Below are 22392 nucleotides of genomic sequence, written 5' to 3'. Positions count from 1 at the left end.
GTGTAGGTTTTTTGCTTAAAAGGACTAAATAATGAACGAAACTACTCCTCTACTACTTCGAGCAGCTCGCGGAGAAGATGTTGAAAGACCTCCTGTTTGGATGATGCGCCAAGCAGGGCGTTACATGAAGGTATATCGTGACCTACGTGATAACCATCCAAGTTTCAGGGAGAGATCAGAGAACCCCGATCTCTCTTATGAAATTTCAATGCAACCTTTTAAGGCTTTTCAACCCGATGGAGTAATACTTTTTTCAGATATCTTGACTCCTCTTCCTGGAATGGGAATTAACTTTGACATTGTCGAAAGTAAAGGGCCCTTGATAAATGACCCAATAAGAAGCCTCAAGCAAGTTCAAGACTTAAAGCCTCTTCAACCAGAAGAAAGCATGAGCTTTGTTGGTGAAGTTTTAGGTAGACTAAGAGAAAGCGTTGGGAACGAGGCTGCTGTTCTGGGTTTTGTTGGTGCTCCTTGGACACTTGCTGCATATGTTGTAGAAGGGAAAAGTAGCAAGAATTATGCAGTTATAAAAGCGATGGCATTCCAAGAACCAGAATTATTGCATCAACTTTTAAATCATTTTGCAGAATCAATTGCGAACTATTTGTGTTACCAAATTGAATCTGGAGCACAAGTAGTTCAAATGTTTGACTCCTGGGCAGGGCAATTAAGTCCTCAAGATTATGACAATTTCGCATCACCTTATCAACAAAAAGTAGTCAATTTAGTAAAAGAGAAATATCCGGATACACCAATGATTTTATATATCTCAGGTAGTGCTGGAGTTCTTGAAAGGATGGGGCAAACTGGAGTAGACATAGTCTCTTTAGATTGGACTGTTGATATGGCAGATGGTTTAAAAAGGCTGCCTCAATCAATTGGAGTCCAAGGAAATGTTGATCCAGGACTTTTATTTGGCACACCTGATGCGATTAGATCAAGAATTATTGACGTAGTCAGGAAAGCAAAAGGCAGGAAACATATTCTTAACCTTGGTCATGGAATACTTCCCGGGACACCAGAAGAAAATGCAAGAGTATTTTTTGAGGCAGGCAAAAATGTAAATGAACTTATAAAAGTTTTATCTTGAAAAAAGAAATTATTCTTATCACTGGAGCGAGTGGATGCGTTGGTCAATATATAGTAAATTGGTTAATCGAAAACTCAAGCTCAGAATTATTTTTATGGGTTAGAGATCCAAAAAAAATAACTTCAATAAATTTAAAAAATCCAAGGATTAAGCTTCTAGTTGGAGATTTACGAGAGACAAATAAGTTCAAGAAAGAAATTTCGGAAGTAAATAGAGTTATTCACACAGCTACTGCTTGGGGTGATCCCAAAAGAGCCAAAGAAGTAAATATTGATGCAGTAAAGAATTTACTCAATTTACTTAATCCTTCTAAAATCAAACAAATCATCTATTTTTCCACTGCAAGTGTTCTAGATAGGAACTTAAATTTGTTACCAGAAGCTTTTACATATGGAACAGAATACATACAAACGAAAGCACAATGTCTCACTGAGCTTGAATCTCATCCACTATCAAAAAAAATCATAGCTGTTTTTCCAACACTTGTTTTTGGAGGACGTTTAGACGATCAAAGCATATTTCCAACAAGCTATCTTACCGAAGGCCTTAGAGAGGCCTTAAAATGGATCTGGCTAGCTAGGTGGATAAAAGTTTTTTCAAGGTTTCATTTTATTCATGCAGCAGATATTGCCTTCATTTGTGGGCATCTAGTCACTTCTCATTTCGAATCTACTAAACCCATTAAAAAAAACAAAATAAAAAAACTTGTTCTAGGACAACCCTACATAAGTATTGATATTGCAATTCAGACACTTTTAGAATGGAAAGGTATGAGAAAGGTGCCACAAATTCCTTTATGGAACTGGCTTGTTGAACTTCTAAGTATTTTGCTCCCTATTCAAATCACAAACTGGGATAAGTTTAGTCTGAGACAAAGACACTTTATACATGAGCCAGTTACCTCTCCTGAAACTTTTGGAGGTATAAGCTATGCCAAAACACTAAGTCAAGTTTTACATAATTCTGGATTACATAAACACTAAAATGGCAAATGGAAGCTAAAGTAGTAAAATTAAAAAAAGAAAAGAATTAATTTCATGATTCGTTCTATTTCAACAGCTTTATTTGCATTCTTTGCATTCCTAATTGTTGGAGTATCTAATGTGAATGCTTCAACAGTAGAAGTCAAGCTTGGTACTGATGCAGGAATGCTTGCTTTTGAGCCAAGCACATTAAACATAAGCGCCGGTGATACCGTTAAGTTTGTCAACAACAAACTAGCTCCTCATAATGCTGTATTTGACGGTAATGATGACCTAAGTCACCCAGACCTAGCTTTTGCTCCTGGAGAGTCTTGGGAAAGAACATTTAGTACCGCTGGGACATACGATTTCTACTGTGAGCCTCATAGAGGTGCAGGTATGGTTGGAAAAATCGTAGTTAACTAAATCCAAAACCAAAAAAGTTCAAGAAAAAGATGGGGGAAACCCCATTTTTTTATTGAAAAAATTAGATGCACAAATAAAATTAATTTTATTTATTAATGATACAAATGAGTAGAGAAGAGTTTAGAAATTTTGTAAACACTATCGAGCATAATCTTCTTGTAAAAGAGAAACTAAAGCTATGTAAAACATCACAAGAAATAATCTTACTAGCAAAAAAATACGGGTACTCAATTACAATTGAAGATTTGAATTACGATAAAACTGCTACTCAATTTGGAATTTGGTTTAAAAAAAGCAGAATAAATCCATTAAATAGCTGAAAAGATTACATAATAAAGATTGGTTAACTTTATGAATTATTTTTCGAACTTATGGAAGGTCGGTTTTCCTATTTTATATAATAAATAAATTAATATAATACAATAAAGGTCATTGATTTGAAGGATGAAACTTAATCCTGACGATTTCACTAAACTTGCGTGGGAGGGGATTATTGGTGCCAAAGATTTAGCAATAAAAAAAAAACATCAAACTTTAGAAACAGAGCATCTTCTTTATTCTCTTCTAGAAGAAAATCAAATTGCAATTAACGCTATTGAAAGGTCTGGCGGATCAATACAAAATTTAATGATACAAACTAAAGAATTTATCAATTCACAACCAAGTATGAAAAAGCCCCAAGAATCTATTTTCTTTGGGAAAAATGTATCTTTATCAATTGAAAAAGCCAAAAATATAAAACAAACATATGAAGATAGTTTTATATCAAGTGAGCATTTAGTGATTTCCCTATTTGATGACAAGAGAGTTTGTCATAGATTATTCGAGCAAAATCAAATCAAAAAAGATAGTCTTCTAAAGGCTATCAGAGATATTAGAGGGAACAAAAAAGTGACCGAAAAAAATGCTGAAAATATCTATGAAGCACTGCAAAAGTATGGCCAAGACCTAACTGCTTCAGCTAGAGATGGAAAATTAGACCCTGTAATTGGGAGAGATGAAGAAATTCGTAGAACTATTCAAATACTTAGTCGTAGAACTAAAAACAATCCCGTATTGATTGGAGAAGCTGGTGTAGGTAAAACCGCAATTATTGAAGGCTTGGCACAAAGAATTATCAATGGAGATGTCCCAACATCACTTGAAAATCGTCAACTAATTTCCTTGGATATGGGTGCTCTTATAGCAGGTGCAAAATTCCGAGGTGAATTTGAAGAAAGACTTAAGTCTGTTCTTAAAAATGTCACCGATTCAGAAGGGAAAATAATTTTATTCATCGATGAAATTCACACTGTTGTGGGAGCAGGAGCCAGTGGTGGTGCAATGGATGCTAGTAATCTCCTAAAACCAATGCTTGCTAGAGGGGAATTGAGATGTATTGGAGCAACTACAATAAATGAACATAGAGAAAATTTCGAAAAAGACCCTGCTTTAGAAAGAAGGTTTCAGCAAATACTTGTAAAACAGCCCTCAGTTCAAGATACGATTTCAATATTAAGAGGACTAAAAGAACGATATGAAGTTCATCATGGTGTTCGTATTTCTGACAACGCCCTTATAGCGGCAGCAGTCTTAAGTGATAGGTATATCTCCGAGAGATTCTTACCAGATAAAGCTATTGATCTAATAGATGAATCAGCTTCACGTTTAAAAATGGAAATAACCTCAAAACCAGAAGAGATTGATGAAATTGATAGAAAAATCATCCAACTGCAAATGGAAAAATTATCTTTAGAAAGTGAATCTGATATTTCAAGTCAAGAAAGACTGGGATTAATTACTAAAGAACTTTCTTCATTAACTAAAAATCAAATTGAAGTAAACAAAAAATGGAAAGAAGAAAAAGAGTCAATTGAAGAAATTTCAATACTCAAAGAAGATATTGAAAAAGTACAACTAGAGATAGAAAAATCAAAAAGGAATTATGACCTCAACAAAGCTGCAGAACTTGAATATGGCATACTTGCTAATTTACAGAAAAATTTAAAATCTAAAGAAATTAATTTAAAAAATTCTTCTAAAAATTCTGAAAAATCACTTTTGCGTGAAGAAGTTGAAGCCGATGATGTAGCTGAAATAATTGCGAAATGGACATCAATACCAGTAAAAAAACTCGCTCAAACTGAAATTGAGAAATTACTCAACCTTGAACATGAGCTGCATAAAAAAGTTATTGGTCAACACAAAGCTGTTCAATCAATTTCTTCTGCTATTCAGAGATCAAGAACTGGTCTTAGTGATCCAAACAAACCAATAGCCAGTTTTTTATTTTTAGGACCAACAGGTGTTGGTAAAACAGAATTATCTAAAACCTTGGCATCTCAACTTTTTGATAGTGAAAGTTCTCTAATCAGAATAGACATGTCTGAATATATGGAAAAGCACTCAATAAGTCGTTTAATTGGAGCCCCTCCAGGTTACGTTGGTTATGAAGCAGGTGGACAATTAACAGAATCAATTAGAAGAAAACCTTATTGCGTTTTGCTTTTCGATGAAATTGAAAAAGCACATAAAGATGTTTTCAATATATTACTTCAAATACTTGATGAAGGACGAGTAACAGATGGACAAGGAAGAACAACAAACTTTAAAAATACCATTATTATTCTTACTAGTAATTTAGGGAGCCAATTAATCAATGATACAGAAATCAGCAATAATATTTTGACCAATAAAGATGAAATTATAGACAAAGAATTAAAGTCACATTTCAGACCAGAGTTTCTAAATAGGCTGGATGAAATAATTAACTTCGAACAACTAAATAAAGAAACTTTACATAAAATTGTTGATTTACAACTCAACAGATTGAGAGAGAAATTAGAGACGAAAGGAATAAATATTGACATAAATAATCATGTCCTTTCATTAATTACCGATCTTGGTTATAATCCAATCTATGGAGCAAGGCCTATAAAAAGAGTAATACAAAGAGAATTAGAGAATGAAATAGCAAAATTTATTCTTAAAGGAAAGTATAAAGATGGAAGTACTATAAAGATAGAGACTAAAAACTCGAAATTTATCTTCAACTAGTATTCGATAATTAAAAAAGTTAATACATATCAGTAACTTTAAAAATATTAAATAGGCCTAAACCAATCGGGCCATAAATTATAACTAGCAGAATTAATATCATTCTCATGCGCTATTGCTTTAAAGCAACAAGATCTACCTTTCTCTCTTGAAAATAATAAATCATTAGCCCAACCCCAAATCAATTTGGCAGTTGATTCCATGCCAACATTATCCATAACCCTAAGGTCCAAGGCTTCTTCAGAATGGAGTTTTTTCCATGTTTCAAGAAGAGGATCATCAAAATTAACTAAAAAAGTATGATCAAAATATCCCCTCAATTTTTCTTCAAGAGCCTTCAAACTTGAAAAATCCACAACAAATCCATTTTCATCCAGCTCATTTGAAGCAAACCAAAAAGTAAAGCTTCGACTATATCCATGAACATAGCGGCAATGACCTTTGTGTCTCCATTGCCTATGAGAACAAGGATAGTCTCTAAAATGCTTTGAACATTTAAATGGAATATCTTTAATCGTCATACAAAGATGAATTTAAAACCATTAGAGAGCTAAATTTAATTAAACAAAGTTATCAAAGCCAGATTGGCTTAATTAAAAATGTCTTTAATTGATAATTTGCAATTTGATCAAAATGGCTTGATACCTGCAATAGCACAAGATTGGATTGATGGATCTATTTTAATGATGGCTTGGATGAACAAAGAATCCCTTACAAAAACATTAGAATCAGGGCAAGTTCATTACTGGAGTCGATCAAGAAAAGAACTTTGGCACAAAGGTAAAACAAGTGGTCACTTTCAAATACTGAAAGGGATTATGGCTGATTGTGATTTAGATACATTACTTTTATCAATTGAGCAAGTTGGTTCAATCTCATGCCATACAGGCAAAAGAAGTTGTTTCTTTAGAGATTTAGAAACGAGCCAAGATTGTCCTCAACCTCCATCTGATGCATGTAGTGAATTATTTAGAGTTATAGAAAATCGTAAAATCAATCCTGAGGAAGGAAGCTACACAAATAGTCTTCTTAAAGAAGGTGATAATAAAATTCTAAAAAAGATAGGAGAAGAGACCGCAGAGTTTGTAATGGCTTGTAAAGATCAAGAACCGGTTGAAATCGCAAATGAGGCTGCAGATTTGGTCTTCCATTTGCAGGTTGCGTTATCCCATCAAAACGTTTCATGGACTGAAGTCCAAAAGATTTTAGTTAAAAGAAGAGGTGGACCTAGAAGAAATCAATCATAATTAAATCAACACTTAAACTACTTATGTAAAGCTTATTAAAAAAACTTAAATTACTAGTCAAGATTATTTCATCCACTTTCTCTGAGGCTTATTTCTGCAGAAGAAAAAGTCTCAGAATATTAAAAAGTCTTGAACAAAAAAAATCAACTGATTTTCTTCAATATTTGATAAAACGTCGATACTCTTAATTAGAGATAAGTGAATAACAATAATGATTAGAGACAAAAAAACATTAAATACTTTGATAGATCAAAAAATGATTTAGTAAAACTCTTTAATAGCAAGGCATTTAGGGCTTTGGAAGTAAAAAACAATGCATTTAATTTCTTTCACATAATTCAGTAAACAAAATATATAAAAGTATTTGTTGCTAAATTTCCAAAGGTTAAGGCATAAAGGATAAATAATAAATTCCGAACACTTTATTACGCCTATTGAAAGTAAACATTTTTTCTCTAGGTTATTAATACAAGGGTTACAAATCGTGAGTTCTTTAAGCGACTTTCTTGGAGAAATAGGAAGACACGAATTGCTCACACCTGAGCAAGAGCTCACAATGGGAAGGAAAGTGCAAGCCATGGTTGCACTTAATCAACGTTGCCAGCAAGCGGGAGGAAGTGGACCGGAGTGCGAATATTCAATCTTAGAAAAAAAAGCACTTAAAGCAGGTGAGAGAGCTAAAAATCAAATGATCACTGCAAATTTAAGGCTTGTTGTTAACTTAGCCAAACGATATCAAGGTAAAGGACTTGAATTACTTGATTTAATTCAAGAAGGTACTTTAGGGTTAACTAGAGCTGTTGAAAAATATGACCCAACAAGAGGTCATAGATTTTCAACCTATGCTTACTGGTGGATTAGACAAGGATTAAATAGAGCTCTTTCCACTCAAAGTAGAACAATAAGAATCCCTGTAAACATAAATGAAAAGCTAACAAAACTTCGTGCAGCCAAATCTCGACTAATGCAAGAACTCGGGGTTCATCCCTCAACGAACCAAATAGCCATGCGAATGAAAATGCCTTTAGAGGAAGTAGAAGAATTACTCGCATGCGAATTGAGAAGTATCACGGTTAGCTTGCAAGGTGCCGTTAAATCAAAGGCGGACCCTTCTGAACTTGTTGATATACTTCCCAGTGAAGAAGTTCCACCTATGGAATTAGCTGAACTAGCAGAAAGAAGTGCATCAGCATGGTCTTTATTAGACAAGTCAAATCTCACTCCCAAAGAGAGAACGATACTAAGCCTTCGATTTGGATTAGATGGGTCTAATGAATGGAGAACTTTAGCTGAAGTAGCTAGACAAATGAATTGCAGTAGGGAATATTGCAGACAAGTAGTTCAACGAGCGTTGAGGAAGCTAAGAAAGACAGGTCTCCAAAGTGGTCTACTAGAAACAAGTATTTAATTATGGGAAGCCAAAGAAACTCAAATAAAGAGGTATTTGAAGCGGAAGTCTTAGAAAGCTATGTTTTAGACGAAACTCTACTAAAAAAAATCTTATTAACTGCGGGGAGAACAATAGCTCAACCTGCTCTAGAAGGATTTGAACTCATCATGGATAATTCAACCCCTCCTCAAGTAAAAGTATCCATAATGGGAGCATTAACATATTTAATTGTTCCTGTTGATTTGATTCCAGACTTTATTCCTGCTTCTGGTTTTAGCGACGATCTTGTTGCACTAACAGCTGTAATTAGTCTTTGGCAGCATCACATTACTCCAGAGATAAAATTCAAAGCAAAATGTAAATTAGACAAATGGTTCCCAATATGATTAATGATCAATGGTCTAAAGATATAGAAGAAGATCTAATTCTTCTTATTAAAGATTGGTTAAGGCAAACAGGAAGAACACAATCGGAACTTTGCCAAAGTCTCAATCTTCCCTCAACAAGATTTCCAATATTAATTGACTTTTTAAAAAAAGATTTTTTTTCTGGTGGAATCCCAAAAATTGCAAATCGTCTTTGTGAAATAGAAAATTTATGGAAAAAAGATGAGAAAGATATATCAAAAGATAAGAAAAAGAATATTGAATTAAATACTTCTGGTCAACTTGACCTTCTTGATGAAATTTGTGAAGATCTTTCAAAAATTAATTTCGATAAATAAATTTTCAAGACTATGAAAAAAAAACTGAAAGCTTTTTTTCTAATCAGTTTTTGTTGTACATTTTTTTATTTAAGTTTACCGAATGAGCTCAATGCTTTTGAAGCAGATTCAGGGGAAGCTCTTTTTAAACACAACTGTTCTGGATGTCACATTAATGGTGGGAACATAATCAGAAGATCAAAGAATTTGAAGATTTCATCATTAAAGCGTAATGGAATTGACAATCCAGAAGCTATAGCGAAGATAGCAAGACAAGGTATAGGAATAATGAGTGGCTATGAAGATGAGCTAGAAGAAAATGGCGATCAAATTGTAGCTAATTGGATATTGGAGCAAGCTCAAAAAGCTTGGGTCCAGGAGTAAATCTCGAAATCAGTCCATATTCCTTCTCTCCAGTAAACGTCTTCTTTGATAAGACTTCTTATATATTCAATATCCTCAGATTTAAATATTCCAAAAACATATCTATTACATTTTGTCGGTCCTAAAGTTATTAATATACCTTTTTCCTTAAGTAATGAGAGCCTTAGAAGATGCTCTTCCCTAAAAGGTGTTCTTTTTAGTAGAGCATCTTCACAGTAAGCCCCCCAAAGGACAAATTGATCCATGGTTTTCAAGTTAAATAAAGACAATATTTCTCAAGATAAAACATAGAAAAGAATTCAATATTCAGCTTGATCTGTTGCTATTTAAAAAAATATTAATTAGTTGCGGCTCTTAGTTCTTTACAAAAAGAACCAGCTTCTTCGACTTTCATTTCGATCGAAGCATTAGCAATTCTTTTAACTAAAGCACTACCTACAATTGCACCATCAGCGCCCCAATCTCTAACTTGTTCAATATGCTTTACCTCCGAAATCCCAAAGCCCACAGCAATTGGACTAGATGAAGAATCTTTTAGTTGTTGCACAAGCGATCCTACATTATCCTTTAATGATGATCTTTCTCCAGTTACCCCAGTAACACTTACAAGATAAGTAAATCCATTAGAAGTCTCTGCGATTTTTTTCATACGATCCCTGGGGGTTGTAGGAGCAACAAGTAAAACCAAATCAATTTCCTTAGATTCTGCTATATCAGAAAGTTTTTCTGCTTCCTCTAATGGAAGATCTGGTACAACAAGTCCTGAAACACCTACTTTCGAAGCTTGTAAGCAAAATTCTTCCAGACCTTTATTAATAAGTGGATTTGAGTAAGTAAATAAAATTATTGGTATTGTCAATTGATCTTTCAATTCAGATAACATTTTAAAAACCCTGTCAGGAGAAGTTCCTGCAGAGAGAGCTCGAGAAGCTGCTAATTGAATAATTGGTCCATCTGCTAAAGGATCACTGTATGGGATACCTAGCTCAATCATGTCAGCACCATTTGCCTGAAGTTCTAACAAAATCTTTGCTGTAGTTTCCAAATCAGGGTCACCTGCCATAAGGAAAGGCATTAATGCAATTCTTTTCTCCTTTTTTATTTTGGAAAAAGACCTACTAATATTTGTACTTTTCAATGTTCTAAGCCTTGGGTATCTATCTTTTTTATCATTTTTGTATCCCTAAGAGTAAAAAATTATTGAGATTTAGTAATTAAAACTTAAGTTTGATCAATACTTTCTTCCTCTACGGTTTTTAGTAATTCAATTTTTTCTTCATCTGTCATAGCCTCAAACTTCTCTCTAATTTTTTCATCAGTCAATTTTTCATAAGCCTCTCTGTATCTTTTACGTTGCTCCATAAAAGTCATATTCCCAGAAAAAACCCTGAAAAGGTAAGAAGCAGTCCATACAAAAATAATTAAGATTAATATCGACTGTGCTGCAATACCAGCTGATATTGATTCAAATCCAAATAACTGAAACACTTCATATCCCAAGCCGCCTAAAACAAAAACTATCAAACCTATTTGGAAAACCTGTGCTCTTGTCAAAGTTCAAGACTCCTCTTTTCCATTCATTCTTAAATTAAGAAACGGTGCAAACAAAACCATTCCAGGAAAGAAAAGAAACACTAGTCCATATATAAAAAGGCGTTCTAACTTTCCCATAATATTCCAACGATTATTCATCCAATAAAAAAGAAATAAAGGAACTACCAATAAATACATCCCCCCCAATACCACATAAGCAGATAATGTAATTATCGGATTAACAGCTCCTATTAATCCAAAAGGGATTAAAGACACAATCGAAATAGAAAATATCATGGGAGTGGGGGGACTTGAACCCCCACGGCCAAAAAGCGGCCAACAGATTTTAAGTCTGGTGCGTCTACCAATTCCGCCACACTCCCCAGTGATAGCAAGGGTTGTCACAATGCTAGAGATTCAACTCTAAGCCATTTATATATTAGCGTAAACGTATGTGCTTAAATCAGTACTCTTAAGAATATCTAGAGTTAAATAATTATTGAAAGAGTCATTCACCAATCTCACTAAACATCGCTTATTACCCAGCTAAGAGTTTCTCCTGCATGAAATGGTTTTACAAAATCATTGGGATCACCATCTAGTCCAACGTCAATCATTTGAGGTACAGAAATATCTTTTTTAACTAAAGTTATTCTCTCTATGTTTAAAGGTAATCCATAAAAAATTGCTCCATTAATACTTGAAAAAGCTTCAAACCTATCTAGAGCATTTTCTTCTTCAAAAACTTTTAAATAGCTTTCCAAAGCGAAAGGGGCATTAAAAATTCCTGCACATCCACATGAGCTTTCCTTAAATCTACGAGTATGAGGTGCTGAATCAGTTCCAAGGAAAAAGCAAGGTTTACCGCTGGTAGCCGCTTGTCTTAAGGCAATACGATGGATTTCTCGTTTAGCTGTTGGTAAGCAATAAAAATCACTCCTTAACCCACCATTGAACATTGCGTTCCGATTGATATGTAAATGATGAGGTGTAATTGTAGCGGCAATATCAAACTCACTATTTTCTACAAAGTCAATTGCATCAATTGTCGTGATGTGTTCTAAAATCACTTTAAGTGATGAAAATCTTCGTAATAATGGTTCAAGGTGACGCTCAATAAAAACAGCTTCTCTATCAAATACATCAACATTGAAATCGGTCACTTCCCCATGAATCAATAATGGCATACCAATTCTTTCCATCGTCTCAAATAAATTGTCGATTTTACTGATATCTGTAACCCCATAAGAGGAATTAGTTGTCACATTAGCTGGATAGAGCTTTGCTCCATGGAAGACACCATCTCTAAAGCCTCTCTCTAAGACCTCCGCAGAAATATCATCTGTAAGATATGCTGTCATTAACGGGGTAAAAGAAACTCCATCAGGGATAGACTGGATAATTCTTTTTTTATACTCCTGTGCTTGACTTAAAGTAGTTATGGGCGGATCAAGATTAGGCATAATGATTGCACGGCAAAACACATCTGCTGTATGACTTAAAACACCTTTAAGAATCTTTCCATCTCTCAAATGCAGATGCCAATCGTCCGGCTTTAATAATGAGATTTTGTTAACAGAGGCAATCACAGGATTAAAGCTTTTTCAATGTATATCTTATTCAACCTTGATCTATAAGTCTTCAAGTATCAATAAAGGGCTAAGATATTAAGATAATACCAAATGGAAATAATTTAAATTAATTCACTAATTTAGTTTCTAAATAAATTACTCAATTATGCCATCAATATTATTGTCATTTTTAGAGCTTATTACTGGGATACTTTTACTTTTTAGCGGTGGTGAGTTCTTTATTCAAGGATCTGTAGCTTTAGCCTTAATCCTTGGGATCCCTCAACTAGTTATTGGTTTAACAATAGTATCTCTCGGAACAAGTGCACCTGAACTATTTGTGAGTGTCAACTCCTCTCTCACTGGATCAGATAGTCTAGCTTTGAGCAACATTGTTGGCAGCAATATTTTCAATGTGATGGTAGTTCTCGGAGGTAGTGCACTTTTACGACCTTTAAGAGTTGAAAGTCGTCTTGTAAGGAGAGACATTCCTCTTCTTTTAGCAGTCTCAACTGCCGTTTGGGGGATGGCCGCTTCAGAGCTGATAACTTGGCAATTTGGAATAGCTTTGCTAGTGGCGCTAATAATAAATACCACTTGGGAAATTCGCACAGCAAGAGAGGAACCTCAAAAAACCCAAGAAGCAGAGCCAGAAATCAATATAGAAAAAGACTCAACAAGTTTATTAAATGCAGGCATTAAATTATTAGGTGGTATTTTTTTGCTAACTCTTGGATCACGGCTGTTAATAGAAGGCGCATCTACAATTGCAGGATTATTAGGGGTAAGCGAAGCTATAATTGGGTTAACGATAGTTTCGTTGGGCACCTCTTTACCTGAGTTAATCACGTCACTAGTGGCTGCTATTCGTGGTCAAACTGATCTAGCAATAGGCAACGTAATTGGAAGTTGTTTATTAAATCAATTACTAGTTTTAGGTAGCTGTTCTGTATTATCTGGAGGCAGTGGTTTAGTGGTTGAGAATTTACTAATAACTAAGGATATTCCTATCATGGTTATTACTACACTTGCGTGTATGCCAATTTTTTGGACAAAAGGAATAATAAGTAGAGGAGAAGGTGGAATTTTATTAGGATTATATATGCTTTACATTGCAGACAAAATAATACCTCTTACTCTACCAACTTTACATTCAGTATTCAAAGAATTAGTTTTTATAGCCATATCATTATCAATAATAATAATTATATATAAGACAATTACTTACTGGTTAAGGCTAAGAAAAAGTTCAAATAACTAATACATGTATATAAATCATCTCATTGTCACGAATTCCTCAGCAATTGTAGGATGCAATGCCATTGTATTATCAAAATCAGATTTTTTAGCTCCTAGCATTAGTGAGATTGATGCCATCTGAATAATCTCAGATGCATTATCTCCAATCATATGACATCCCAAAACTTTATTATTTTTTTTATCAATTATTAGCTTTAAAATACATTTAGAGCCAGTCTTTGGCAATGATTTAGATAAGGGTCTGAATATTGATCTATATACTTTAATATTATCTTTCCCCATCGACTGGATAGCATTCTCTTCAGTCATGCCTACAGAAGCTATTTCAGGCTGACTAAATACAGCATAAGGAACAAAATCATAGTTAACTTTATGATCTGATTCACCATAATTTCTATCAGCAAACTTTCTACCCTCATCAATTGCGACAGGTGTAAGGTTGATCCTGTCAGTTACATCTCCAATGGCGAAGATATTAGCAATATTTGTTTTACTTTCACTATCAACTTTAATTTTATTTTCAAAAATTTCTATACCCGCTTGTTCTAACTTCAAACCCTCTAAAAATGGCTCTCTACCTGTAGCAAAAAGCAATCCATTCGAGTCGAACTCTTTACCTTTATTTGTTTTTACCATTAAAGATCCAGGAGTTCCTTTTAATGAAGAAATTTTTTCACCAAAGTTTATGCTAACTCCTTTATTTTTCATTGCATCGGTTAATGCTGAAGAAAGTTCGAGGTCAAATCCTCTTAGAATCCGATCACCTCGAACTAATTGAGTAACCTCAACACCTAAACCGTGCAAAATGCATGCAAATTCGCAAGCAATATAGCCTGCACCAACTATTGTAATTTTTTTCGGAAAGCTTTTAAGAAGAAACATATCATCACTTGTCCAACCTAAAGATGCCCCCTCGATACTTGGTCTTTTAGGTCTGCCTCCCACTGCAATCAAAATTTTTTCTCCATAAAGTTCATTTAAAGTCTCTCCATTTATTCGATTTTTAATTGCGATACAATTTGAATTTTTAAACTCACCCCAACCTTTAAAAAGCTCAACATTAGCCTTATTTAGAAAATTCTCGTGTAATTCATTAAGCCTATGTACTTCCTTTCGAACATTGGCTAATAAAGTCTCTGACTTGATCTTTAAATTATCAACATCAAAACCATAAGATGGTGCAGACAAAAAACTCTCTAAGAGAGAAGAGCCACAAACTAATAATTTTTTAGGAACACAACCTCTAATTACACACGTTCCTCCTACAAGATCACCTTCGACAATCGCTACAGATGCTCCATAACTGGCTGCTTTCTTTGCAGCAGCTAATCCACCGGATCCTGCACCAATGACAATTAAATCAAAAGACCTTTTCAATTTTGCAACCTAGTATTATTTCTCTATTCTCGTTGAAATAAATGAATCCAACCAGAAATGCAATGAGTTGGGAAGAATTAGCAATATATAAAGCTGAACCTATTGATCTAATCAATGGGTTAAATAACCCATATTCCTCACTTCGTCTTTTTAATAAAAATAAGTCCGAAGCAATTGTTACTCTTTACAGAGACAATCATGCTTGGTGTCCTTATTGCCAAAAAGTTTGGATTTGGTTAGAGCTTAAAAAAATTCCTTACCGGATTAAAAAAGTCACAATGCATTGCTACGGAGAAAAGGAAAAATGGTATTTAAAAAAAGTACCCTCTGGAATGCTCCCTGCCATAGAAATTGAAAATCATGTAATCACAGAAAGTGATGAGATACTATTTGTGTTAGAAGAAATTTATGGTCCTTTAGGTCAATCTCTAAATGAGAAGAACGTCTTAGAGCTTAGGAGACTAGAAAGAGAACTATTTTCATCATGGTGTAACTGGTTATGTCGCAACTCTCTTTTCCAAGCCCAAGAAGAACAAAAGAAAGAGAATTTCAAAAATGTTGCCAAAAAATTTGAAAAAGAAATAGAAAAAAATGCTTCAGGATGGCTCACACCAATCCCAACAAAAAATGGTGAAAAGCCTGGATCAGCAGATGTAATTTTTATTCCATATGTTGAAAGAATGAATGCCTCATTGGCTTACTACAAAGGATATTCACTTAGAGAAGAGCACCCTTTTATAAATGCATGGCTTAAAAATCTTGAAAAACTTGATGAATATAGAGGAACTCAAGGTGATTTTCACACACATGCTCATGATTTACCTCCTCAAATGGGAGGTTGCTTTAATTATTCAAATGCAAACCAACAATTATTTGCAAAAAAAATTGATACGGGGTCTGGATTAGGACAATTAGAGTTAGTAGATTTCAAAGTTGATCGAAAATCGGAACAACAATTTGAAGCATTAGCTTTAGAAAGAGTTATTAAACACAAAGAGAGAATCATTGATGTTAGCCCAATGAAGAATAAATTATTTGATCAACCATTGAGAGCAGCCTTAACTTCTATGATTACAAAAAAAGATTGCCGTCCAGAGAAGAATAGTGCTTCTGCATTACGTTACCTTCGAGATAGAATTTCAGTTCCAAGAGATATGCCTTTATTATCAGCAAGATTATTTCGACAAGCTATTGAACGCACAGCGAATATTGATGGTAGTGATCTAGGACCTGAAATACCTACAAGAAATAGGCTAGATCAAAACCCTATACATTTTAGTTAAGAGTCTAAATTCTTATAAATATCTATACTTAAATTCAACGACGTTTTCTTGAATCGATTTGAAGGAGATCCTTTACTTTTTGAACTTGACTTGCTAATTGTGGCTCACTTGATAATTTCTTTTCTACCTGCTCAATTGCATACATAACTGTTGTGTGATCTTTCCCTCCAAAGGATTCACCAATGCGAGGTAGACTTAAATCTGTGCCCTGCCGCATGAGGTACATACCGACCTGCCTTGCTTGACTTACAGGTCTACGTCTACTTGTACTACACATTTCCTCCTCAGTGACACCAAAGACCTCAGCCACCTTTTCCATTACTTGCTTAGGTCTGACCTCAACCCCTTGTCCAGTAGGATCAAGCATAGGTGCAACTGATTCAACTGTCATTGGCAACCCTGTTATTGAAGCGAATGCAACTGCGCGAGTAAATGCTCCCTCTAACTCTCTTATATTAGATGTAAATCTTCCAGCTATAAACTGAATCAAATCTCTTGGTAAACGCATCCTTTCATGCTCAGCTTTTTTTTGCAATATTGCCATTCTTGTCTCCAAATCAGGCGCTTGTATATCTGCGATCAGTCCCATTGAAAATCTTGAAATCAATCGTTCTTGCAATCGAGGTATTTGACTTGGAGGCCTATCGCTTGTGAGAACAATTTGTCTCCCAGCCTCATGCAAAGCATTAAAAGTATGAAAGAATTCCTCCTGTGTATATTCTTTTCCTTCTATAAATTGAATATCATCAACCAATATCAAGTCAGCTTCTCTATACCTGTTCCTAAAAGCTTGCATTCCATCTTTTCTTATCGCAACTATTAAATCATTAGTAAAAGTCTCAGTAGAAACATATGCAACCTTAGCTTTTGGATCAATTTCCAATCGATAATGACCTATAGATTGCATAAGATGTGTTTTACCTAAACCAACCCCTCCACAAATAAATAAAGGATTAAACTCTCGACCAGGCGACTCGGCAACTGCCATTGCTGCAGCGTGAGCCATCCGACTATTAGGGCCTACAACAAATCTATTAAAAACATATCGGAGATTCAAACTAGGTAAAAATTTTTTTACCGGAGCTTGCTTGGATTTACCATCTGAACTTTCTCCAACTGAAATCGAATTATTTTGAGCTACACCTGAAAAAGTTTTTTTCTTATTGCTTTTGTTTAATGAAAACTCATCTTTAACTTTTATGTACACTTTAACTTGATGCCCAAATATCTCTGTTGCAATCTCTTCAATTGTCTGAGAATAATTTTTCCTTAACCAATCACTTGAAAAACTATTTGGAGCAACCAAAGTCAAGCAACCATCTTTGAAATCAAAGAATTCAGCGGGACGTATCCATGTTTCATATGAAGGCTTACTTAAATTCTTTTGCAGTAATTGCTGCACCTTCATCCATAGCTCATTCCGAGTTGGCACCGGCATCACCTAATGGAATATGATTTTAGCCAAAAACTCTAATCAGTCATTATTAAATTTGGGAATCCAGTTGTAAAAATTGAATCGTAAACCTCCAAAAAGCAATCTCAGCTATGGATTAGACAAATAGCAGCGAATATAGATTTATTTTTTTCAGAACATAAATTAATCAGAAGCAATAAATAGTAACTTAACCTTCAATATATGAAGTTTAAGAAATTAATAATTATGAATCATCAGCATCAAGTACAAATACAAAAATCAAAGACAACTAAATTCCTACAAAAATGCAAACCAACCATAGTTTTAATGACTAGGTGGCACGCTGTCTATCGATGTAAGAGTCGCTTATCAGAGGAAATAGGTGCGCTTAAAGCAGCAAAGATCCAAAAAAAATTAACAAGTCATACAATTAATGTAGCCAACGAGTTACAAAAGGAAGGTCTTGCAGATGTAAAAGTCGCCATCGATGGAATTGGTATTCAAGCTGCTAAGAAATGGGCGCTAAAAAATGAAATCAAAACAATCGTGACTCAAGGGCCTGGCAATTTAGGAACAAAAATGAAAAGACAGTTTTTGAAGACTTATGCCGAAAAAAATAATTCTTATCAAATTCCAAACCCAATCCTACTCATTGGGACTGATTTGCCGACCATATCTCATTTAGACTTAATTGAAGCAATACAAATACTTAATCATAAAGAAATGGTTTTAGGTCCCTCCCATGATGGAGGTTACTGGCTTATAGGATTATCAAATAAACTTTTAAATCCTATATGTGCATGGCCATTCTCTGGTATAAGTTGGGGCACTAATGAAGTTCTTAAAAAAACAATTCAATTAGCATCCTTAAATCAAGTTAATTATCAACTACTTCAAACCAAGAATGATTTGGATAGTGTTATCGATTTATCGCCATGGTTAAATCACAAAAGTTTTCAACTATCAGTATCATCATACCAACTTTAAATGAAGCAAGTCATCTACCTCTACTCTTCGCAGATCTAAATTCATTGCGCTCTAATTCTGACTTAATCATTGTTGATGGAGGGAGTACAGATTTAACTATTTCGATAGCACAAATACATAGAGTAAATGTTATTGAAAGCCTTGAAAAAAACCGAGGTTATCAACTAAGTTTAGGAGCTTCAAAAGCAAGAAGAGATTGGCTTTTATTTCTCCATGCTGATAGCAGATTAGATCCAGGTTGGGAAAAGAGTGTACTAAAGATAATTATGAACAAAAAATCAAAAGATTTTGCATGGTATTTTGACTTTAAGATTAAAAATAATAATTTAGAGTTCAGAGTACTAGAATTAGCAGTAGCACTTAGAAGTTTTTTCCTACAGAAGCCTTACGGCGATCAAGGCTTACTAATACACAAAGATCTTTATTACCATTCAGGAGGTTTCTCTTGCTTAAAAATAATGGAAGATCTAGATTTGATCACAAGGGTGACCAAAACAAATGAAGTGAAGCGTATTAGAGAAAATCTATATACAGATGATAAAAAATGGGCTAAATCTAATATTATTAAACGTGCAGTTAAAAACTCAAAATTAAGAAAAAAGTGGAGGCAAGGTTATAACAATGATAGATTATCGGAAGAATATTATTCATAATTTAGAAACGATAAATTAACGAATCAATTTGAATACCAAAAAGCACATTTATTACCTTTCGGCTCTAAATTCCAGCCTTGTCTTTTATAAAAAGTAACAACATCAGAATCAGCAAACAAAGTTACTCTAGTAATACCTTCTCTTTTTAAGCTTCTCATTAAATATGACATAAGTTGTTTTCCTAAACCATAACCTTGATAGACAGGGTTAATAGCCACATCCCAAATCGTTGCATCAATAAACCCGTCGCCAGTGCATCTTGCGAATCCTATTAATCTTGGAAATTTAGGATCATGTTGCCATAAACCAACTTTAATCAAGCTATTGTCAAGGGCTCTTTTAACCCTCCTTAGTGGTCTTCTCCCCCAGCCAACTGCTTGAAGAAGTTGCTCAAGTTCAATTAAATCAAAAGATTTTGAATCACTAAAAATAAAAGGTGTTGAATTGTTTTTATTAATATATTGAAGCGCCTGATTACCATATAAATTTTTTAAAATTTCATCCGGAAGAATATTTTGATTTCTCCCACTTTGCATTCCTAGTTTATTAGATCCAAAATTAATCATAAAATTAATAATAACTAGATTGTTGTGAGTCCTTTTTCTTGTAAATCCGCCAGTTGAGAATACAGTCCACCTTGAGACCTTAATTCCTTATGAGTGCCCTGCTCAATAAGCCTTCCTTTTCTCATAACGAGTATTCGATCTGAGGATTCAATTGTTGCTAATCTATGGGCAATAACAAGCGCAGTCCTTTTCTCCAATAATCTATCAAGATCTCGTTGTAAAGTCGCCTCTGTAGATGGATCCATAAAAGCAGTTGCTTCATCCATAATTAATACTTTTGGATCTCGTATCGCCACTCGAGCAATAGATAAAAGTTGCCTCTCTCCCGAAGAAAGATTACCTCCCCTTTCTCTAATATAAGTATCTAATCCATTCGGCAATTTACTCAATAAATTATCAAGTCCTAATTCACTGCATATGCCTTTTAAGCGTTGATCATCTACCGAAGAATCTAAACGAAGATTATCTGCAACATTACCACTAAAAAGAAAAGTATCTTGAAGAACAACTCCAAGCTGTTTTCTCAATGACTCAAGAGAAATATATTTAATATTTTGACCATCAATATATATATTTCCTTTTTGAGGTTCATATAATCTGCATAATAATCTAATTAAAGTAGTCTTTCCTGATCCAGTTGGGCCAACCAAAGCAACGTGTTCACCTTGTTTAATTGTAAAACTTAAATCGTTGATTATTGGTTCGTCTTCTCTATAGAAAAAACTTACATTTTCAAATATAACTTCACCCAAAGTATTTTTGATTGAATTTGATATCTTTTTATTTTTAACTTCCTGGGGAATTTGATCATAAATCTCAATTTTTTTCTCAAGTAATTCACTTATTCTCTCGACTGCTGTTAACCCTCCCTGTATTTGCGTAAATCGTTCTGCTAGTTGCCTTAAAGGTTCAAATAATCTTTGGGAATACAAAATAAATGTTGTGAGAGTTCCTAATCCCATAGCACCAGCTGTAACCATATAGCCTCCCAGAGAAATAACTAAAGCAACTGCAGCCAAGGAGACCCATTCAATAAAAGCAGAGATACTACTGTCATAAAAAATAGTTCCATTTACAGCATCTTTATAATTAGTTCCAGTTTTGAAAAAATTTTGACCATTTAATGTTTGTCTTCTAAACATTTGAACTACTTCTAGTCCTTGAAGATTTTCCTGAAAATTTGCATTTAACTGAGATAGTTCTTCTCTCACTTTATAATTTTGTTTACGATAACGTTTTTGCAACCAAAGAATAAACAAAGTAACAGGGATTTGGATAATTAAAAGCAATAAACCTAATCTCCATTCAATTAAAATCATAGTTATAGATATAACTATTAGACTTACAAAATCAGCTAAAACACCAACAGCCCCACTTCCAAAAACTTCTGATAATGCGTCTACATCACTAGTTAATCTCGTGAGTAATTTACCAACAGGCATTTTGTCATGGAAACGCAATGACAAAGACATGGAATGAGAAAACAAATCATTTCTTATTCGTGCAGTCAGCCTCTGGCCTACAGCCTGTATATTGTATGACTGAAAGCCTTGTAATCCAAGCCTTAGTAATACTGTTATGAATAGTATTACTATTATTAATCTGATTGATACTTCATTAGATAAGTTATCAAAAAAGGATATAGTATTTTCCTCTCTTAAAACAGAAATTGCCTGACCTACAAGAAGCGGTTGGATTGCACCTGCCAAAGCAACAGGTATTAATATCAAAAGTATAAGAATTAAACGTTTATTCTCTTTCTTTAAATACCTTCCAAGTTTCTTAACTCTTCGAAAATCATTTTTTGCCATCAGGAGAGTGTTTTATCAGAGATAGTGTTTGAATTGAATCAATAATGTCTTGAAGAGTACCTTCATCTAACCTTAGAGAGAGTGGATGCCCTACAAGTCGAGCAGTTGATTTGAAAAGTTCTTCAATTTCTATGAGTCCATTATCTCTAAGAGTACGACCAGTTGCGACTAAATCTACAATTGCTTCAGCCATACCAGTAATAGGACCTAACTCAACAGATCCGCTCAAATGGACCAATTCGACAGGCAAATCAATTTGATCAAAATAATTCTTAGCGCAATTTGTAAACTTGCTGGCTACTCGACAGTTAGGAGGTAAATCAGAAGCACTTAAATAACCGCTACACGATTTGACTGCCACAGACATATGACAAGCTCCAAAGCCCAGATCTACTAAATTTGCTACTTTCAATTTCTGCTCTTGCAAAACATCAAAACCGACAATCCCTAATTGAGCTTGGCCATAAGCAACGTAAACAGGTACATCACTATTTCGAACTAAAAGTGCCTTAGCTCTGCCACACACCGAAGGTATCATGAGTTGTCGATTGCTATCTTCTAAAACAGAAGAGAAATCAAGTCCAACGTTCGAAAACATTGAGACTGATTCCTTTAATAAAGCACCTTTAGCTAATGCAACAGTAAACATGTCAAAAACTATTGAAATGGACTCTACCTATTCCAGTACCTAAATGAAAA

Annotated in this window: 25 protein-coding genes and 1 tRNA gene; 14 read left to right on the top strand and 12 right to left on the bottom strand. The window is 34.3% G+C overall.

All coding sequences use genetic code 11. The features are described 5' to 3' along the window. Positions 1-31: 31 nt before the first annotated feature. The 5 genes from hemE to clpB all read left to right on the top strand — a co-directional run bounded on the left by hemE (position 32) and on the right by clpB (position 5514). Positions 32-1090 (top strand): uroporphyrinogen decarboxylase, encoded by a 1059-nt coding sequence (gene hemE / locus DNJ73_RS03160; protein ID WP_158466262.1) that lies wholly within the window; start codon positions 32-34, stop codon positions 1088-1090. Next, positions 1087-2073, top strand: a complete 987-nt coding sequence (locus DNJ73_RS03155; RefSeq protein ID WP_158466261.1) for an NAD-dependent epimerase/dehydratase family protein — start codon at positions 1087-1089, stop codon at positions 2071-2073. The genes hemE and DNJ73_RS03155 overlap by 4 nt, the downstream gene beginning before the upstream one ends. Positions 2074-2127: 54 nt before the next feature. After that, positions 2128-2478: a plastocyanin gene (petE, locus tag DNJ73_RS03150; RefSeq protein ID WP_158466260.1), complete on the top strand. Its 351-nt coding sequence runs from the start codon at positions 2128-2130 to the stop codon at positions 2476-2478. 95 nt (positions 2479-2573) lie between these two features. Next, positions 2574-2798, top strand: coding sequence for a Nif11-like leader peptide family natural product precursor (locus tag DNJ73_RS10265; RefSeq protein WP_158466259.1), 225 nt, complete (start codon positions 2574-2576; stop codon positions 2796-2798). A 124-nt stretch (positions 2799-2922) separates the two neighbouring features. Continuing rightward, the gene (gene clpB, locus DNJ73_RS03140; protein WP_158466258.1) at positions 2923-5514 is read left to right on the top strand and encodes an ATP-dependent chaperone ClpB; all 2592 of its coding nucleotides are present in this window, start codon (positions 2923-2925) and stop codon (positions 5512-5514) included. 47 nt (positions 5515-5561) lie between these two features. Here the strand turns inward: clpB and DNJ73_RS03135 are convergent, their stop codons facing one another. Further along, positions 5562-6035, bottom strand: coding sequence for a 6-carboxytetrahydropterin synthase (locus tag DNJ73_RS03135; RefSeq protein ID WP_158466257.1), 474 nt, complete (start codon positions 6033-6035; stop codon positions 5562-5564). Positions 6036-6113: 78 nt separating this feature from the next. Here DNJ73_RS03135 and hisIE point away from each other — a divergent pair, with 78 nt between their 5' ends. The 5 genes from hisIE to DNJ73_RS03110 all read left to right on the top strand — a co-directional run bounded on the left by hisIE (position 6114) and on the right by DNJ73_RS03110 (position 9238). Then, complete coding sequence (hisIE, locus tag DNJ73_RS03130; protein ID WP_158466256.1) at positions 6114-6761, top strand: bifunctional phosphoribosyl-AMP cyclohydrolase/phosphoribosyl-ATP diphosphatase HisIE; 648 nt, start codon at positions 6114-6116, stop codon at positions 6759-6761. Positions 6762-7245: 484 nt separating this feature from the next. Beyond that, the gene (locus DNJ73_RS03125; protein ID WP_158466255.1) at positions 7246-8169 is read left to right on the top strand and encodes a sigma-70 family RNA polymerase sigma factor; all 924 of its coding nucleotides are present in this window, start codon (positions 7246-7248) and stop codon (positions 8167-8169) included. 2 nt (positions 8170-8171) lie between these two features. Next, the gene (locus DNJ73_RS03120) at positions 8172-8537 is read left to right on the top strand and encodes a YkvA family protein (protein WP_158466254.1); all 366 of its coding nucleotides are present in this window, start codon (positions 8172-8174) and stop codon (positions 8535-8537) included. Continuing rightward, positions 8534-8875 carry a hypothetical protein gene (locus tag DNJ73_RS03115; protein WP_158466253.1) on the top strand — a complete coding sequence of 114 codons (342 nt, stop codon included), beginning with the start codon at positions 8534-8536 and terminating at the stop codon, positions 8873-8875. Before DNJ73_RS03120 ends, DNJ73_RS03115 begins: the two co-directional genes overlap by 4 nt. 12 nt (positions 8876-8887) lie before the next feature. Beyond that, positions 8888-9238: a c-type cytochrome gene (locus DNJ73_RS03110; RefSeq protein ID WP_158466252.1), complete on the top strand. Its 351-nt coding sequence runs from the start codon at positions 8888-8890 to the stop codon at positions 9236-9238. Here the strand turns inward: DNJ73_RS03110 and DNJ73_RS03105 are convergent. The 6 genes from DNJ73_RS03105 to pyrC form a co-directional block, all read right to left on the bottom strand. Next, complete coding sequence (locus tag DNJ73_RS03105; RefSeq protein ID WP_158466251.1) at positions 9214-9483, bottom strand: YciI family protein; 270 nt, start codon at positions 9481-9483, stop codon at positions 9214-9216. The two genes, DNJ73_RS03110 and DNJ73_RS03105, sit on opposite strands and share 25 nt — an antisense overlap. Positions 9484-9575: 92 nt before the next feature. Then, the gene (trpA, locus tag DNJ73_RS03100) at positions 9576-10376 is read right to left on the bottom strand and encodes a tryptophan synthase subunit alpha (RefSeq protein ID WP_158466250.1); all 801 of its coding nucleotides are present in this window, start codon (positions 10374-10376) and stop codon (positions 9576-9578) included. Between the two features lie 83 nt (positions 10377-10459). Then, positions 10460-10792 carry a DUF3007 family protein gene (locus DNJ73_RS03095; RefSeq protein ID WP_158466249.1) on the bottom strand — a complete coding sequence of 111 codons (333 nt, stop codon included), beginning with the start codon at positions 10790-10792 and terminating at the stop codon, positions 10460-10462. 3 nt (positions 10793-10795) lie between these two features. Next, positions 10796-11047, bottom strand: a complete 252-nt coding sequence (gene ndhL, locus DNJ73_RS03090; RefSeq protein ID WP_187152539.1) for an NAD(P)H-quinone oxidoreductase subunit L — start codon at positions 11045-11047, stop codon at positions 10796-10798. Between the two features lie 20 nt (positions 11048-11067). After that, a tRNA-Leu gene (locus tag DNJ73_RS03085) sits at positions 11068-11154 on the bottom strand. A 141-nt stretch (positions 11155-11295) separates the two neighbouring features. Continuing rightward, on the bottom strand, positions 11296-12360 hold the full coding sequence (pyrC, locus tag DNJ73_RS03080) for a dihydroorotase (protein ID WP_158466247.1): 1065 nt from the start codon (positions 12358-12360) through the stop codon (positions 11296-11298). Positions 12361-12508: 148 nt separating this feature from the next. Between pyrC and DNJ73_RS03075 the strand changes: the two genes are divergently transcribed. Continuing rightward, positions 12509-13603, top strand: a complete 1095-nt coding sequence (locus DNJ73_RS03075; protein ID WP_158466246.1) for a calcium/sodium antiporter — start codon at positions 12509-12511, stop codon at positions 13601-13603. Positions 13604-13617: 14 nt separating this feature from the next. Here DNJ73_RS03075 and gorA read toward each other — a convergent pair whose 3' ends face one another. Further along, a complete protein-coding gene (gorA, locus tag DNJ73_RS03070) occupies positions 13618-14979 on the bottom strand; it encodes a glutathione-disulfide reductase (protein WP_158466245.1) in 1362 nt (453 codons plus the stop codon). 41 nt (positions 14980-15020) lie between these two features. Here gorA and DNJ73_RS03065 point away from each other — a divergent pair, with 41 nt between their 5' ends. Then, entirely contained in the window at positions 15021-16262 is a 1242-nt protein-coding gene (locus DNJ73_RS03065) for a glutathione S-transferase N-terminal domain-containing protein (protein ID WP_158466244.1), read from the top strand. Between the two features lie 34 nt (positions 16263-16296). Here the strand turns inward: DNJ73_RS03065 and dnaA are convergent, their stop codons facing one another. Next, complete coding sequence (gene dnaA, locus DNJ73_RS03060; protein ID WP_158466243.1) at positions 16297-17700, bottom strand: chromosomal replication initiator protein DnaA; 1404 nt, start codon at positions 17698-17700, stop codon at positions 16297-16299. 222 nt (positions 17701-17922) lie between these two features. On the opposite strand from dnaA, the gene DNJ73_RS03055 reads away from it, so the two are divergent. Together DNJ73_RS03055 and DNJ73_RS03050 are read left to right on the top strand one after the other, a co-directional pair. Then, the gene (locus DNJ73_RS03055) at positions 17923-18663 is read left to right on the top strand and encodes a TIGR04282 family arsenosugar biosynthesis glycosyltransferase (RefSeq protein WP_158466242.1); all 741 of its coding nucleotides are present in this window, start codon (positions 17923-17925) and stop codon (positions 18661-18663) included. Further along, on the top strand, positions 18612-19316 hold the full coding sequence (locus DNJ73_RS03050; RefSeq protein WP_158466241.1) for a TIGR04283 family arsenosugar biosynthesis glycosyltransferase: 705 nt from the start codon (positions 18612-18614) through the stop codon (positions 19314-19316). Before DNJ73_RS03055 ends, DNJ73_RS03050 begins: the two co-directional genes overlap by 52 nt. A 23-nt stretch (positions 19317-19339) precedes the next feature. On the opposite strand, the gene DNJ73_RS03045 is transcribed toward DNJ73_RS03050, so the two are convergent. The 3 genes from DNJ73_RS03045 to hisG are packed head-to-tail and all read right to left on the bottom strand — an operon-like array spanning position 19340 to position 22342. After that, positions 19340-19882 carry a GNAT family N-acetyltransferase gene (locus DNJ73_RS03045; RefSeq protein WP_158466240.1) on the bottom strand — a complete coding sequence of 181 codons (543 nt, stop codon included), beginning with the start codon at positions 19880-19882 and terminating at the stop codon, positions 19340-19342. A 14-nt stretch (positions 19883-19896) separates the two neighbouring features. Next, positions 19897-21693, bottom strand: a complete 1797-nt coding sequence (locus DNJ73_RS03040) for an ABC transporter ATP-binding protein (protein ID WP_158466239.1) — start codon at positions 21691-21693, stop codon at positions 19897-19899. Further along, the gene (gene hisG / locus DNJ73_RS03035) at positions 21680-22342 is read right to left on the bottom strand and encodes an ATP phosphoribosyltransferase (protein WP_158466238.1); all 663 of its coding nucleotides are present in this window, start codon (positions 22340-22342) and stop codon (positions 21680-21682) included. Before hisG ends, DNJ73_RS03040 begins: the two co-directional genes overlap by 14 nt. Positions 22343-22392 lie beyond the last annotated feature (50 nt).

It is taken from the genome of Prochlorococcus marinus XMU1408, from assembly GCF_003208055.1.
Taxonomy (GTDB): Bacteria; Cyanobacteriota; Cyanobacteriia; order PCC-6307; family Cyanobiaceae; genus Prochlorococcus_B; species Prochlorococcus_B marinus_A.
Note: the sequence above shows the minus strand (reverse complement) of the source record. Positions and strands in the feature narration are given on the sequence as shown.